This window comes from Haloferax sp. Atlit-4N, from assembly GCF_003383025.1.
Classification (GTDB): domain Archaea; phylum Halobacteriota; class Halobacteria; order Halobacteriales; family Haloferacaceae; genus Haloferax; species Haloferax gibbonsii.
The window spans coordinates 1,044,141-1,058,574 of the sequence record NZ_PSYY01000002.1 but is presented as its reverse complement, the minus strand read 5'-3'; the positions used below and the strand labels follow the sequence as shown (position 1 = coordinate 1,058,574).

At 67.5% G+C, this 14,434-nt stretch carries 13 protein-coding genes; 3 read left to right on the top strand and 10 right to left on the bottom strand.

Annotated elements, in window-relative coordinates:
* Window positions 1-8: 8 nt before the first annotated feature.
* The 3 genes from C5C07_RS14390 to C5C07_RS14375 all read right to left on the bottom strand — a co-directional run bounded on the left by C5C07_RS14390 (window position 9) and on the right by C5C07_RS14375 (window position 5,186).
* Window positions 9-1,916, bottom strand: coding sequence for a cation:proton antiporter (locus C5C07_RS14390; RefSeq protein ID WP_050459271.1), 1,908 nt, complete (start codon window positions 1,914-1,916; stop codon window positions 9-11).
* Window positions 1,917-2,045: 129 nt separating this feature from the next.
* Window positions 2,046-4,046, bottom strand: coding sequence for a long-chain fatty acid--CoA ligase (locus C5C07_RS14385; protein ID WP_115805345.1), 2,001 nt, complete (start codon window positions 4,044-4,046; stop codon window positions 2,046-2,048).
* A gap of 231 nt (window positions 4,047-4,277) precedes the next feature.
* A complete protein-coding gene (locus tag C5C07_RS14375; RefSeq protein WP_115805344.1) occupies window positions 4,278-5,186 on the bottom strand; it encodes an MBL fold metallo-hydrolase in 909 nt (302 codons plus the stop codon).
* Between the two features lie 230 nt (window positions 5,187-5,416).
* Between C5C07_RS14375 and serS the strand changes: the two genes are divergently transcribed.
* Window positions 5,417-6,799, top strand: a complete 1,383-nt coding sequence (serS, locus tag C5C07_RS14370; RefSeq protein WP_004976345.1) for a serine--tRNA ligase — start codon at window positions 5,417-5,419, stop codon at window positions 6,797-6,799.
* 70 nt (window positions 6,800-6,869) lie between these two features.
* On the opposite strand, the gene C5C07_RS14365 is transcribed toward serS, so the two are convergent.
* Complete coding sequence (locus C5C07_RS14365; RefSeq protein WP_004976344.1) at window positions 6,870-7,223, bottom strand: nuclear transport factor 2 family protein; 354 nt, start codon at window positions 7,221-7,223, stop codon at window positions 6,870-6,872.
* 112 nt (window positions 7,224-7,335) lie between these two features.
* On the opposite strand from C5C07_RS14365, the gene C5C07_RS14360 reads away from it, so the two are divergent.
* Window positions 7,336-7,833, top strand: a complete 498-nt coding sequence (locus tag C5C07_RS14360; RefSeq protein ID WP_004976343.1) for a DUF367 family protein — start codon at window positions 7,336-7,338, stop codon at window positions 7,831-7,833.
* Between the two features lie 39 nt (window positions 7,834-7,872).
* On the opposite strand, the gene C5C07_RS14355 is transcribed toward C5C07_RS14360, so the two are convergent.
* Both C5C07_RS14355 and C5C07_RS14350 read right to left on the bottom strand, forming a co-directional pair.
* A complete protein-coding gene (locus C5C07_RS14355) occupies window positions 7,873-8,634 on the bottom strand; it encodes a hypothetical protein (protein ID WP_115805343.1) in 762 nt (253 codons plus the stop codon).
* Between the two features lie 137 nt (window positions 8,635-8,771).
* Window positions 8,772-9,134, bottom strand: coding sequence for a DUF5518 domain-containing protein (locus tag C5C07_RS14350; RefSeq protein ID WP_115805342.1), 363 nt, complete (start codon window positions 9,132-9,134; stop codon window positions 8,772-8,774).
* A gap of 212 nt (window positions 9,135-9,346) precedes the next feature.
* Between C5C07_RS14350 and C5C07_RS14345 the strand changes: the two genes are divergently transcribed.
* Complete coding sequence (locus tag C5C07_RS14345) at window positions 9,347-10,324, top strand: NOG1 family protein (RefSeq protein ID WP_004976339.1); 978 nt, start codon at window positions 9,347-9,349, stop codon at window positions 10,322-10,324.
* A 153-nt stretch (window positions 10,325-10,477) separates the two neighbouring features.
* Here the strand turns inward: C5C07_RS14345 and C5C07_RS14340 are convergent, their stop codons facing one another.
* The 4 genes from C5C07_RS14340 to C5C07_RS14325 all read right to left on the bottom strand — a co-directional run bounded on the left by C5C07_RS14340 (window position 10,478) and on the right by C5C07_RS14325 (window position 14,122).
* Window positions 10,478-11,215 carry an SIMPL domain-containing protein gene (locus tag C5C07_RS14340; protein WP_115805341.1) on the bottom strand — a complete coding sequence of 246 codons (738 nt, stop codon included), beginning with the start codon at window positions 11,213-11,215 and terminating at the stop codon, window positions 10,478-10,480.
* A 90-nt stretch (window positions 11,216-11,305) separates the two neighbouring features.
* Complete coding sequence (locus tag C5C07_RS14335) at window positions 11,306-12,610, bottom strand: TIGR00341 family protein (protein WP_115805340.1); 1,305 nt, start codon at window positions 12,608-12,610, stop codon at window positions 11,306-11,308.
* Window positions 12,611-12,652: 42 nt separating this feature from the next.
* A complete protein-coding gene (locus C5C07_RS14330) occupies window positions 12,653-13,375 on the bottom strand; it encodes a 5-formyltetrahydrofolate cyclo-ligase (protein ID WP_115805339.1) in 723 nt (240 codons plus the stop codon).
* 84 nt (window positions 13,376-13,459) lie between these two features.
* Window positions 13,460-14,122 carry a helix-turn-helix domain-containing protein gene (locus C5C07_RS14325; protein ID WP_049905171.1) on the bottom strand — a complete coding sequence of 221 codons (663 nt, stop codon included), beginning with the start codon at window positions 14,120-14,122 and terminating at the stop codon, window positions 13,460-13,462.
* Window positions 14,123-14,434: the final 312 nt, after the last annotated feature.

Below are 14,434 nucleotides of genomic sequence, written 5' to 3'. Positions count from 1 at the left end.
GAGAGCCGCTACTCGGGGTGGACTAACTCTTCTGCGTCCCGGACGGCCTCGCGCTCGCCGATGATGGTGATGCGGTCGCCCTCCTGGAGCGTGAACTCCGCGTTGGGGACCGTCGTGTCGCCGTTCCGCGAGACGAGCGTGACGAGACAGCCGTCGGGCAGTTCGGGGCCGACTTCGCGGATGGTCCGGCCGATGAGTTTCTCGGCGGTGACCTCGACCTCCTGAACGTCGCCGGAGCGGCCGATTTCGCCCATCCAGTTCGACATCGACGGGCGCTCGATGTAGTTGTCGAGCGCCTGCGCCGTGGCGATGGTCGAGGAGATGGTCCGGACGCCGAGTTCTTCGAACGCCTCGACGTTGTCGGGGTTGTTCGCCCGCGCGAGGACGCTCTCGGGTTCGAACTTCGAGTTCGCCAACTGCGCGACGAGCAGGTTCACGTCGTCGTCGCCGGTCGCGGCGACCACGAACTTGGCGTTCGCGGCCCCCGCGGAGCGTAAGACGCTCGTGTCGGCTCCGTCGCCGTGGTGGACGGTAAAGCCCATGTTCCGGGCCGTCTGGACTACTTCTTGGTCCTCTTCGATGAGGACCACGTTCTCTCCGCGGTCTGCGAGGCGTTCGGCGAGCGCACGGCCCACTTTCCCGCCTCCGATGATGAGTACACGCATTGGGATGACGTCGAGGTATTCTGCGATCTGACGAGCGAGGCCGGCCTCGAAGACGACGGTCGTCAGGATGACGAGAAAGACCGTGCCGACGAGAATCGAGGCGCTCTGATTCAGCATTGCGGCCTGCTGGGCCATTCCTTCGGCCGCGAGCCGCGTCGCCTCCTCCTGGAGGGCGATGGCGAACAGCGAGGCCACGGACGCGGGGATGATGCCGCGCGGGCCGACGAAGCTCATGAAGAGCTTCTCTTCTCTCGTGAACCGGTCGCCGCGCGCCGAGATGAAGACCAACAGCGGTCGAATCACGAGCGCGACGGCGGCGACGACGGCGAGGCCGCCGACGCCGAGGTTCAGGAGGTTCTGGAAGTCCAACAGCGCCGCGAGGGCGATGAAGACGAACGACAGCACGAGCAGCGTGATGTCGCCTTTGAACGCCGAAATCTCCTCTTCGTACGGCACGTCCGCGTTGCCGAGGAGGATGCCGGCGGTCGCCACCGCCGCGATGCCGGCCTCCGTGGCGACGTAGTCGGCGGCCGCGTAGGACACGAGCGCGCCGGCGAGGACGAGCAGACGCGCGTTCTGCGGCGCGTTACCCGGCGAGAGGTCGACGTACCGGAGCGCGTAGTACAGCGACCCGGCGACGATTGCGCCAACGACGACGCCGACGCCGAGTCGCTCGGCGAACAGCGTCACGAGAGCGTCGGGACTACTGACGCCTTCGAGGATTGCCTCGAAGATGACGACGGCGACGATGGCCGCCGTCACGTCGTTGACGATGCCCTCCGTATCGAGCGCCGCGCCGACCCGGTCGCGGACCGGGACGACTTCGAGAATCGGTGCGATGACCGTCGGCCCGGTCGCGACGAGGAGCGCGCCGACGAGGAACGACACCGCCCACGGCGCGCCGAGCGCGTAGCGGACGACGACGCCCGTCGCGACGAACGCGATTATCGCCCCGACGGTGACGAGTCGGAACGTCGCGGCGGGCGCTTCCCGTAGCTTGTCGATTCGAAGGTGGAACGCGCCCTCGAACACGATGATAGCGACCGAGAGACCGACGATGGCCTGTAGTGCGTTCCCGAACGAGTCGGGAGAGATGACGCCGAGGACCTCCGGACCGAGCAGGATACCCGACGCGATGAGGAACACGACGCTGGGGACCTGAAACCGGTCCGAGAGCACCTGCGAGACCACGCCGATGCCGATTATCGCGGCGACGAGCGGGATGAGGTTGGCCCCTCCTGCTGCGGCCACTTATATCGCCTCCATTGATTCGGTCCATGTGACGACGGAAGATAAGTCCACACATCTCGGGCGGTATCTCCGCGGAGTTGGGGAGACGCTCGGCGAAAAGACGGCTGGGGACGGTTCGGCTGTCCGACTTCACTGAGTCGCGGCCCGCCCGCCACCCCGCCGCTCTTCGCTCCGGCGGTCCTCGTCGTAGATGAGAGACACCTCGTCGGCGTAGCGGTCGAGGATGTTCCGGCGCTTCTTTTTCATCGTCGGCGTCATCAGGTCGTTCCCCTCCGTGAACTCCTCGGGAACGACGCGGAACTGCTTGATTCGCTCGTAGGGCTCGAAGTTCTCGTTGGCCGCCTCAACCTCGGCTTCGATGCGCTCGTACACCCGGTCGTCGCGGCAGATGGCTTTCGGCTCGTCGGGGAGGTCGATGCCCTCCTCGTCGGCCCACTTCCTCAGCCCGTCGAAACTGGGCACGATGAGCGCCGAGACGAACTTGCGGCCGTCGCCGAGGACCATGCACTGTTCGACCACCGGTGAGGAGGCGAACGCGTCCTCGATGGGGCCGGGCGCGACGTTCTTGCCCGTCGAGAGGACGAGAATCTGCTTGGCGCGCTCGCGGAAGGTGATGTAGCCGTCGGGCCGGAGTTCGACCACGTCGCCGGTGCGGAACCAGCGCTCGCCCTCGTCGTCCTCGACGAACGCCGCCTCGGTCTCCTCGGGGTTGTTCCAGTAGCCCTCGGTGACGCTCGACCCGCGGACGAGCAGTTCGCCGACTTCGCCGCCCGCATCGCCGAGTTGGTCGCCGACGACGGTCGTGTCGAGTTTCGTCTCGACGTTCCGGAGCGGATAGCCGATGGTTCCGATTTTCGGTTCCTCGGGGGGGTTGACCGAGATGACGGGCGACGTTTCGGTGAGGCCGTAGCCCTCGTAAATCGGGAGGCCCATCGCGTGGTAGAGCGCGCACAGCTCGGCCGAGAGGCTCCCGCCGCCGCTGATGAAGAAGTCGAGGTTGTCGCCGAGCGCCTCGCGCACCTGCCCGAACACGAGCCGGTCGGCGAGGCGGTGTTTCGCGGTGAGCAGGTAGCCCGGCGCGTCGGTCGTGTGGTACGCCTGCCCGACGCCGACGGCCCACTCGAAGATGCGCTTTTTCGCCGGCGACTCGCTGGCTTGCGCCCGAATCGCGTCGTAGAGCTTCTCGTACACGCGGGGGACGCTCGTCCCCGTGGTCGGCCGGACGAGCTGGAAGTCCTCGCGGAGCGTGTCGGGACTTTCGGCGTAGGCGACGGCCGCGCCCGCCGCGAACATCATGAAGTGGCCGGCCATGCGCTCGAAGACGTGCGCGAGCGGCAGGAACGACAGCGCGACCGAGTCGGGGCCGATGACCGGCGTGTCGCCTTTGTCCGGGCGGGGACCGAACCGCCGGTAGCTCTCGTTGACGTTCGACCGGAAGTTCCAGTGGGTGAGTTGGACGCCCTTCGGCTGGCCGGTCGTCCCCGAGGTGTAGATGAGGCTGGCGAGGTCCTCGGGCTCGCGCTCGTCCAGCCACGACTCGTAGGCCGCCTCGTCGTACACTTCCTCGCCGCGGCGGTAGAGTTCGCCGAGCGTCAGCACGTCGTCGCGGTCCTCGTGGCCCTCGTACTCGTCGACGACCACGATGAAGCGCAGGTCGAGTTCGTCCTCGACGGCGAGCACGCGCTCCAGTAACTCCTGATTCTCGACGACGACGGCGTTCGCGCCGGGGTCGGAAAGCAGGTACTGCACCTGCCGCTCCGACGACGAGGTGTAGACCGTGGTGACGACGCCGCCCGCGCCGAGGACGGCGAAGTCGGTCTGGGCCCACTCCATGCGCGTGTGCGAGAGGATGCCGACCCGGTCGCCGGTCTCGATGCCGAGGTCGCGGAACCCCGCCGCGAGGCGACGGACGATGCCCCGCATCTCCTCGTAGGTCAGGTCGGCGTAGTCGCCGTCGGGGGCCGCCGGAACGACGCCCTCGGCGACCAGCGACCGGCGGTAGACGCCGCCTTTGTACCGCTGTGCGACTCGCGTGGCGTTCCGCGACGCGCTCGATTCGAACATCCGTGGGAGGGTCGTCCGCTCGATGACAGGGTCGTCGAACGCCGCCTCCGCGTCCCGCCAGTCCATGCTCTGTTAGTAATGATTCAACATTTAAAACTATGTACGTTCGGTCTGTTGAAACCCCGCGATACCGCGGGGAAAAACCGATTACGAACCCGTTCGCGCCGGTTTCAGGTGTCTGGTGGCGGTGTCAGCGCGCCGTTCGCGCCGGTAGGTCCGTCCAATCCGTCCGAGCCGCCCGAGTCGCCCGAACCGCCTGAATTGCCTGAATCGCCCGGACCAGCCGACTCGCTCGTGTCACTCGTCGTCGCCGATGTAGTCGAGGTAACCGAGCACGCCGCGGGTGTTCAGGCGCTCTTCGTCGTGTGCCTTCCGCTCGCCCCACACCTCGGCCATCTGGGTGTGCTCGACGAAGTGGTCGATGACGGCCTCGTCGTCACCGAGTTCCGCGCGCTTCTGTCGGATGGCCTCGACCCACTCCACGAGGACCCGCTTGTACTCTCCGGCGAGGTCGCTGTCGTAGGGTTTCGGTCCGAAGTGGCCGAAACAGACCGTCTCCGGGTCGATGTCTTCGATAGTGCGCACGTCGTCGAGCGCCTTCTGGAGGTGGAACTGCGAGGGCGGCGAGGTCTGTCGGAGCGTCCGCGACTTCGGCTCCCAGATGCCGAGGGCGTCTCCGACGAACAGCACGTCGTCGCCGTCGTCGTGGAACATCACCTGATGCGGCGCGTGGCCGGGCGCGTGGTGGACCGTGAGCGTCCGGTCGCCGAGGTCGATTTCGTCGCCGTCGGTGAGTCCCTCGACGCGGTCCTCGGCGATTGGGAGCGGTTCGTCGTAGAACTGCCACTGGTCTTCGACGGCCGCCTTCGTGCCCTCGATGAGCCGCGACGGGTCCACGAGGTGCGGCGCGCCGATTTCGTGGGTCATGACGGTCGCGTCGGGGTAGCGCTCGGCGAGGTAGCCCGCGCCGCCCGCGTGGTCGAGGTGGACGTGCGTCGGCAGGATGTACGCGAGGTCGTCGACGCCGACCTCGTCGAGCATCCCGAAGACGTGTTCTCTATCGGCGGCGATGCCGGTGTCGACGAGCGCCGGTTTCTCGGCGTCGACGAGGTAGACCGAGCCGTACTTCTCCACCTCGTACATGCCGCTGTCGACGTAGTAGAGGTCCGTGCTGTCCGGGACGGGTTCGACGTCGCCAATAGCCATAGTTGACGGCCGTCTCCGGGGAAGAAAAGCGTTCGGTCGCCCGCCCCCCGCGTTGATTACGGGCGACCGCAAAGCGGTCTCCACGCTCGAATCCGGGAGCTGCGGCCGCTTTCACGTGGGTTCGTCGCGCTCCCCAGATGCGGGTTCGTCGCGCTCGTCCGCCGTTGATTTGCCCCCCGTCCCTCGGCGATGCGATACGATTTTCCCGCCCGCCCGGAAACCACAGCCCAATGATTGACAGGCAACTGCTCCGCGACGAACCGGAGCGAGTTCGCGACGCGCTCGCCGCCCGTAACATGGAGGGCGTGGACATCGACCGCGTCCTCGACGTGTACGACGAGTGGCGCTCGCTGAAGGCCGAGGGCGACGACCTCCGCCACGAGCGCAACGAGGTCAGCCAGAAAATCGGCCAGTTGAAGCAAGAAGGGAAAGACGAGGAAGCACAGGAGGCCATCGACCGCTCGGGCGAACTCAAGACGGAGCTACAGGAGCTCGAAGCCCGCGCCGACGAACTCGAAGCGGAACTCGACGAGGCGCTCATGGAACTGCCCAACCTCCCCCACGAGTCGGTTCCCGTCGGGGCCGACGAGGCCGACAACGAGGAGGTCCGCCGCGTCGGCTTCGACGACCTCCGCGAGCTTCCCGACGAGGTGACGCCCCACTACGACCTCGGCGAGGAACTCGACATCATCGACGAGGGTCGCGCGGCCAAGACCACCGGCTCGGGCTTCTACTTCCTGAAAGGCGAGGGCGCGATGCTCGAACACGCGCTCGTGCAGTTCATGCTCGACGTGCACCGCGAACAGGAGTACGTCGACCTCTTCCCGCCGATTCCGGTCAAGACCACCTCGATGGAGGGCACCGGTCAGCTCCCGAAGTTCGCCGAGGACGCCTACCGCATCGGCGGCTCGGAGACCGAGAACTACGAGGACGACGACCTGTGGCTCTGTCCCACCGCGGAGGTCCCGGTCACGAACATGTACCGCGACGAGATTCTCCTGAAGGACGACCTCCCGCTGAAGCACCAGGCGTACACGCCGAACTTCCGCCGCGAGGCGGGCGAACACGGCACCGAGACCCGCGGTATCGTCCGCGTCCACCAGTTCAACAAGGTCGAACTCGTCAACTTCGTCGAGCCCGAGGAGTCGTACGACCGGCTCGAAGCCCTCGTCGACGAGGCCGCCGAAGTGCTCGACCGCCTCGGGCTGCCGTACCGCGTCCTCTCGCTTTGCACCGGCGACCTCACCTTCGCGTCGGCGAAGACCTACGACCTCGAAGTGTGGGCTCCCGGCACGGAGTCGGACGACGCCCCCGAACAGGGCGGCCGCTGGCTCGAGGTCTCGTCGGCCTCGAACTTCGAGGACTTCCAGGCGCGCCGCGCCGGCCTCCGCTACCGCCCCGAGCGCCACGAGTCGGCGGAGTACCTCCACACGCTCAACGCGTCGGGCACGGCCGTCGGCCGCGTCATGGTCGCGCTGCTCGAATACTACCAAAACGAGGACGGCACGGTCGACGTGCCCGAACCGCTCCAGCCCTACATGGGCGGCCGCGAGGTCATCGAGGGCCACGAGCCCGTCGGCGAGGCCGCCGTCGGTGCGGGTAAGAAGGACTGACCGGGACGAACCGCGCCCGGGCGTTTCTCTCTCACTCTCTCCGTTCTCCTTTCTCCCGAGACTCGCCCCGTCAGTTCGCCGTCGACGACTTGACGAACGTCTTCAGCTCCGAGAGCTTCCCGTCGTGGGCACGGAACCGGTCGAGAAAGACGAACAGTTCGTCGCCGTCGCGGTCTTCGAGGTGGCCGCGGACGACGATTTCGTCGTCGGACTTCGACTGGATGTAGCGCTCGATGACGTGTCGCGTGTCCTTCTGCGGCCTGTCGTCCCGCATGAACGAGACGAACTCCTCGCGCCCCGAGAGCGTCATGTCGCCGCGGTGCTGGACGAACTCCGGTTCGAGGATGTTCCGAAGCATGTCGTATCCGTGGTGGTCGAGCGCCGTGTAGTACTGCCGGGCCAGATACGTCGCGTCGGGATGCACGCCCTCTCTTCGTCGGCCGACCGGAAGTATCCGACGCCGGCCCTGCCGTCCGACTCCTCGCGCGCGCCGCCGCGTTCGGGACGCTTTTCTCGGCCAGTCGCGTATCGTGGCTGTGGACCTGCACGTTCGATACGAGGGCGACGACGACCCGAAGAAGTGCACGGCGAAGAAGCTCGAACGCTTCGACATGGCCGCCCTCCACGGCTCCGACCGAGAGACTCCCTACGGCGTCGTGCTCAACCCCCACGCCGACAGGGCGCTGTCGCCCGCCGACGCGGACACCGGCGCGCTCGTCGCGCTCGACTGCTCGTGGGAGTCGGCCGGCGAGGCCATGTTCTCGCTCCCCGGCGAGCACCGCGCGCTCCCCTATCTCGTCGCCGCCAACCCCGTGAACTTCGGCCGCCCGATGCAGCTGACGACGGTCGAGGCGATAGCCGCCGCCCTCGTCATCTTCGGCGAGAAGAAGCGGGCCGAGGGTATCCTCTCGAAGTTCAACTGGGGCCACACGTTCCTCGAACTCAACGAGGAGCCGCTCCGCCGGTACTCGGAGTGTGCAGACTCGACCGAAGTCGTGGAGATTCAGCGGGAGTACCTCGAACGCGGCGAGTAGACCGCGCCCGCGGAGCGGCGAACCGCGTCGATTACGCCTTCAGAGTCGGCTCGACGTCCAGTTGAGCGCGACGGTCGTCCCGGTGTCGACGCGCTCGGTCGGCGTCACCTGAATCACTCGCGCCCACGTCCCGCCGCTCGGCGCGGTGTAGTTCATCCCGCCGCAGTAACAGTCGACTTCGAGCGCGGGGTCCTCCTCGTCGTGGCCGTCGTACGGATAGCCGGTTCGAGACCACGCGCTCCAGTCGAAGGTGTCGGTGTCGTGGCGCGCGACGAGCGTGACTTTCAGCGGTTCTCCGACGGTCGTCGTCCCGTAGTGGATGTCCTCGCGGTCGGTGTCGACGGTATCGAGCGCCTGCGGCGACTCGGGGAGCAAGTCGACCTGCGAGAGGTCTTGGGTGTCGTAGGTCTCCGTCGCCTGCACCTCGGCGTCGTCCGGCGCGCGGTACACCTCGGTCGTAAACGGGAGCGACGAGTCTTCGAGCCGAAAGCCGAGCAGCACCTCGTCCGAGGGGACCGACGTCGCTTTGACCAGCGTCGGGTGTATCTCCTCGGGGTTCTCGACGAAGTCGGCGGCCTCGAGCCCGCTTTCGGTTGTTTCCTCCGCCTGTTCGGTCGTCTCGTTCGCGGTCGTCGTGGTCTGCGTCTCGGTCGCGGTCTGCGTCTGCGCGTCGGTCGTTTGCGTCGTCGAGTCAGAGTCCCCGGACGAGCTACAGCCAGCGAGACCGGTGAGACCGGCGACGGCGACGCCGCAAATCGATTGGAGGGTTCTTCGACGGGTGTGCGTTGGCTCCTTACCCATGGCCGTCGGGTGTGGTCCCGCTCCCTTAGAGACCCGCGACCGTTTACGTGAGATAACGGACTTAGCACCATGCTAAACCCCGTTTTTTGGGACTATCGCGTTCGGGGAGAGTCCGAGTCGCGGCCGCGTTCGTCTGACTATCCTTTCACCCACGCGCCGACGGCCCCGGCGATGGCGCTGTCGATTGCGAAGATGAGCGTCAGCACGACGCCCGCGACGAGGACGCCGACGCCGCCGAGGAGTCCGCCCAGCGGCCCGCCGGCGAGTCCGAGGAGGCTCCCGAGCAGGGCCGCGAGGAGCGTCACGACGATACCCGAGATGGAGCCCGCGACGAGGCCGTTCCACGCGCCGTTGCCGAGCGTGCCGCCCGCGAGGTAGCCCGCCGCGAAGCCCCCGAGCAGCCCCGCCCCGATTTGGCCGATGAGCGGGAGCGCGAGCCCGCCGGTGCCGATGACGACGATGACGACGAAACCGACGGCGACAGCTTTCCAGTCAGTCATGGGTCGACGTAGACCTCGGGCGGGCAAGAACTTCGTGGCGGTCGCGGGGGATTGTTCGACCGCTCGCTCACGTCCGCGTCCGCGCGCCGGTCGCCCGCGACCCCCTCGCTTCCGGTCGAACCGTGCGTGAGACCTGCACGGCGAATCCACCGCTCGAAGCGCCGAGCCCCAAACGGACGCGCTTTTACGGCTCGGCCATGTAGCGGACTGCAATGATTTTCGAGTCTCTCCCGACCACGCCCCGGTCGGACGAACTCATCGACAAGGCCTTCTCGCGGGCCGCGCGCACGGGGCGAGCGAAGCAGAACAAGTTGGAGGCTCAGCAGTCGATGCTCCAGACGGCGTCGAACATCCTTTCCGACAACCTCGAAAACGTCGTCGTCGAGTGGCCCGACTTCGGGACGGTCGACCCCTTCTACTACGAGCTCGCCGACGCCATCGTCGACGTGGACGAGGTCCGAAAGAGCCTCTCGGAAGTGATGTGGGCCTCCCGGCAGGTCGACAACATCGCCCGCGAGTACCAGCCGAAGCTCCGCAAGACCGACGCCGACCTCGCGCGCAAGCACCGAAAGCAGGCGTTCGCCCGCATGGCGAGCGTCGTCGAGGAGGTCGAAGACGACCTGCTCCGCATCGGCGAGGCGCGCGACGCCCTGAAGAACCTCCCCGATATCCGCCCGGACGAACCGGCAATCGTCGTCGCCGGCTACCCGAACGTCGGGAAGTCCTCGTTCGTCAACGACGTGACCCGCGCGTCGAACGAAATCGCCCGCTACCCCTTCACGACGAAGGGCGTCCAAATCGGGCACTTCGACCGCGACCGAATCCGCTACCAGATTATCGACACGCCGGGGCTGCTCGACCGGCCCGAAGACGAGCGAAACGACATCGAGCGACAGGCCGTGAGCGCCCTCGAACACCTCGCGGACGCCGTCATCTTCGTCGCCGACGCCAGCGGGGCGTGCGGCTACCCCATCGAGTCGCAGCTCGAACTCCGCGACGCCGTGAAGGCGCGCTTCGAGGAGCGCGACATCCCCGTCCTCACCGTCTGTAACAAGAGCGACCGCTCGACCGACATGGAGGCCGACCTCTACATGAGCGTCGAGACGGGCGAGAACGTCGAGGCCGTCCTCGACGCCGCGGTCGAGGCCATCGGGTTCGAACCCGACATCCCGCCGTCGCGCAACGAGTAAGCGACTCGGGATTTTTCGGTTCTGGCGCTTCTGTCTTGCCGCAGCACCTGCTTCTCGACGAGAGCTGTGGCTACGAGGTAGCTGTCGGAGAAATGGGAACGCGGGGGGTGGTCGAGACCGGGAGTTCGGTCTCGGTCAGCGGGGCGGGGTCGCTTACTCGGCTTCGTAGACCATCTGGACGGTCGCCGAGACGGTCACGGGGCCGGGCGAGAGCTCGGTCGAACCGGACGAGGCGCGGGCGGCGTCCTCGGCGTAGGCGACCGGGTACGGGCCGGGCGAGGCGCTGCCGCCGACGGTGGCGGTGTGGACGCCCGTGACGGTCAGGTCGGAGGCGCTGGCGACCGCGTCGGCGTCGGCCTTCGCCGAGTCGACGGCGCGGGTCAGGGCCTCTTCGCGGAGTTCGGCGCGCTTCTCGTCGGTCAGCGTGAAGGCGACGCCGCGGATTTCGCTGGCACCGGCACCGACCGCGAGGTCGATGACCTCGCCGGCGCGGTCGGGGGCGACCTCGACGCGGAGGGTGTGGGTGGCGCGGTAGCCGAGGAGGTCGCGCTCCTGGCCGCTGTAGTCGTACTCGGGGTAGATGTTGAAGCCGGTCGTCTGGATGGCTTCCTCGGCGACACCGGCGTCGGTGAGGGCGGCGCGGACGGCGGCCACGTCGTCGGCGACGGTGCCGCGGGCGTCGTCCGCCGAGTCGGCGGTGGTCGTCACGGCGATGGAGACCACGGCGAGGTCGGCGTCGGCGGTCACGTCGCCGGTACCGGTCGCGGAGATGGTCGTCGCGTTCGTCGCGTCTACGCCGCCGTCGGTCGTCGCCTGCAGGGGTGCCGAGAGGCAGCCCGCGAGGAGGACGAGGCCGACGAGGAATATCGGAGCAATCGTGCGTCGTTGCATACCCACCGTACGTCGGTTCAGCTATTCAAGCCGCGCTAGAGACAAAGAGCGACTGTAGCCTTCGAAACGGGGGACGGAACGCCGGCCGTCCTACTCCACGACGGCGACGTAGCGCACTTCGACGTCGATTTCGTCGGTGGCCCACGGCGACAGCGGCTCGGGGGCGACGGCGTTCACCCGCCTCGTGAGTTCGCGTTCGACCATCGGCGGGTCGGAGGCCGGGTCGTAGCCGACGGTCACGACGACGCCGTCGGGCTCCTGTAGCGGCCCGCTGTCGTACTGCAGTTCCATCGATAGCAGTCGGGCGTCGGTGCCCGAGAGCACGTCCTCGATGGCGTCGCGCGCGTCGCCCTGGAAGTCGGCGTTCCGGTAGGTCGTGTAGGTGACCGCGCCGAGGAACGACGAGAGGACGAGCAGTCCGACCCCGATGACGGCGATGCGGAACAGGGCGGCCCGGCGGGCCTCGTCGCGGCGAATCCAGCGCTCCGGCCGGTAGCCCTGCTGCCAGAGGACGCCGATGGCGACGAAGTTGACCGAGAGGATGTTGACGAGGACGAGGATGGCCGAGCCGACGACGGCCTCTGGCGCGCCCCACGCGATGCCGATGCCGACGACGGCGGTCGGCGGGACCAACGCGGCGGCTATCATGACGCCGACGAGCGCGGTCGAGACGCCGGAGGAGAGCGAAATCGCGCCGGCGGCTCCCGCGCCGAGCGCGATGACGAGCGACAGCACGTCGGGCGCGAGGCGCTCGTCCACCTCGGGAATCGAAAGCACCTCCGCGGACGACAGCGGGACCGCCCCGGTCTGTTTGAGCAGGAAGGCGAAGACGGCGGCCGCGCCGACCGCGAGGACGCCGCCGAGCGCCTGCAGGCGAACCCCGCGGCCGAACATCTCGTCGTCGTCGACGACGGTGCCGACGCTCGCGGACATCGCGGGACCGACGAGCGGGGCGATGACCATCGAGCCGACGACCACGGCCGGCGAATCGAGAAGCAGGCCCGCGGTGGCGACGAGCGCCGAGATGACCGTCATGAGCACGTAGGTCGAAACCGACGGCGCGAGGTCGGCGGCCTTCGAGGCCAGTTCCTCGCGGGCGATGCGGTCGCCGTTCTCGTCGTCTTCCTCGTACTGCTCGCGCAGTTGGTCGAACCGCTTCGACGCGACCGTCTCGGCGGCGACGACCACGGTGTAGGCGTCGCGCTCGACGCCCGCCTCGCGGAGTCGCGCTAACACCGGTTCGACGGCCTCCTTGGGGACCGGGAAGGTGACGACGGCGACGAAGCCGCGCCCGGACGTCTCCTCGGAGACGGCGTAGTCGACGCCCTCCTCGTCGAGCGTCCGCAGGACGGCCTCGCGCTTGCCGGTCGGCACCAACACCTGTACGAGTCGCACGGCCTCACGTCGGCCCGGGCGGTGAAATAAGCAGGGGCTCGGCTACTCCGACGACTCGTCGTGCAACCGCCGGAGGACGGGCATCTCGTCGAGGCGCTCGTCGGGGAGCGCGTCCCAGTCGATGCCCGTGGGTCTCGGGTGCGAGGTCTCGGTTCGGACCAACCGTTCGGGAGTGACGACGAGGTCCATCGGCACGTCGTGGGCGTCCGGCTCCGGCAGGTCGTCGCGGACCTGTCGCTCGTGGACCGTCGTCGCCACGGTCGTCTCGTCGGTGACGGCCCCGAGACCCCGCAACACCGCGTATTCGAGGTCGCTGAACCCCTCTCCCTTCCCGATGCGCGCGCCCGCCTCGGAGACGGCGACCGACCCCGAGACGACGAGGTCGACGGGCGGCAGGGCGTCTGGGCCGACCGTGTCGGCGTAGGTCTCGACGTGGGAGACGGTCGGCGCGCTGTCGAGGTGTTCGTCGTCGATGCGCGCGGGGTCGAGTTCGTAGAAGCACTCCTCGTCGCGGAGCCGGGGGACGGCCATGTAGACGGTTTTCCCCTCGCGGAGCGCCCGTCGCCTGACGGGGAGTTGCGGGGCGTCCGGGTTGGCCTTCACCGCGTCGGCGTCGGCCCACTCGGGCGTCGCCGCGAGTCGCTCGGCGGCCGCGCTCGCGTCGGCGAAGTTCGGGATGCGGCCGTGCGGCGGGAAGGGAAACCGTGCCGCGCCCGACGATTCGAGGTCGTCCCACACCGTCGTTCGGAGCGTCGCTTTGTCCATCGCGTCGCCGTCGCGTACTCGCGGCGGACCAATAGCTCCCCCGTTCGTGTCGCGGGCGAACCGCGTCTCGGCGCGGGCAGTCGCCTACGAGAGGTCCGCCGCCGACTGCGACAACAGCACCTTCCGCAGGACGGTGTCGGCCCCGCGGCGGACGCGCTCGGAGGCGGCCTGCGGGCTGATTCCGAGTTGGTCCGCCACCTCGTTGAGCGTGGTCTGCCGGGGGACTTCGAAGTAGCCCTCCGAGACGGCGGTGACGAGCGCCTCCTGTTGTCCGTCTGTGATGTCGAAGTTGTAGACGCCCGGCTCGCCCTCTGCGAGGGTATAGATGCGCTCAACGTGGAACTCGATGTCCTCTTCCTGACAGAGGTTGTGGAAGTCGGTGAGCGCCGCGTGGTCGTTGAACCGGAGGCGGAACATCCACGGGTCGTTGCCGTGGGCTTCGAGAATCGTCGCCTCGCTGTCTGTGAGAATGCGGGTCAGGCTCGACGTGGTCTCGCCCCAGTTGACCTTGTACAGCACGCGGTCGGCGACGCGCGCAACCGCGGTCAGGTCGTCGACGAGTCGGTCGTGCCGGACGGCGTGTTCGAACGCCTCGAAGTCGGTCCCCTGCGCCCAGAAGAACGGCATGACCTCACCGCCAGTCGGAACGACGCGCTCTAGCTCGATGTGGACGCCGCTCGACACGGCGGTGACCCTCCCGAGGTCGAAATCCCTTGAATCAATCGTCAGCTCGACGATTACTGCCATTACTAGCTGACCTTCAGCGGCCGCTGTATTGAACTCTCTTGTCAGCATACTGTCTGATATTCTCTCGGGGGAGGGGGTGATCAGACGCCGAAAATTCACCGTTTCCCCCTAGTATTTGGGCCGATAGCGTCCGTTCGTGACCTCATTCGGTTCATAACATGTAACGTAGGCTTCCGGATGCATTACTTCAATGACCGGACTGTGAAAGCAGAAAGAGAATGCCAACTTGCTATCTATACCCCTTCGGGGAACGTAGTTGTGAACACACACAGACATCGACAGCCGTACGCCGTCAAACCGCGCCGTGGTGGC

Coding starts and splice junctions, on each gene's coding strand:
- C5C07_RS14325 (WP_049905171.1), bottom strand. CDS start 14,122: ATGGCAGTAATCGTCGAGCTGACGATTGATTCAAGGGATTTCGACCTC.
- C5C07_RS14345 (WP_004976339.1), top strand. CDS start 9,347: ATGATTTTCGAGTCTCTCCCGACCACGCCCCGGTCGGACGAACTCATC.
- C5C07_RS14385 (WP_115805345.1), bottom strand. CDS start 4,046: ATGGACTGGCGGGACGCGGAGGCGGCGTTCGACGACCCTGTCATCGAG.
- serS (WP_004976345.1), top strand. CDS start 5,417: ATGATTGACAGGCAACTGCTCCGCGACGAACCGGAGCGAGTTCGCGAC.
- C5C07_RS14355 (WP_115805343.1), bottom strand. CDS start 8,634: ATGGGTAAGGAGCCAACGCACACCCGTCGAAGAACCCTCCAATCGATT.
- C5C07_RS14350 (WP_115805342.1), bottom strand. CDS start 9,134: ATGACTGACTGGAAAGCTGTCGCCGTCGGTTTCGTCGTCATCGTCGTC.
- C5C07_RS14375 (WP_115805344.1), bottom strand. CDS start 5,186: ATGGCTATTGGCGACGTCGAACCCGTCCCGGACAGCACGGACCTCTAC.
- C5C07_RS14330 (WP_115805339.1), bottom strand. CDS start 13,375: ATGGACAAAGCGACGCTCCGAACGACGGTGTGGGACGACCTCGAATCG.
- C5C07_RS14340 (WP_115805341.1), bottom strand. CDS start 11,215: ATGCAACGACGCACGATTGCTCCGATATTCCTCGTCGGCCTCGTCCTC.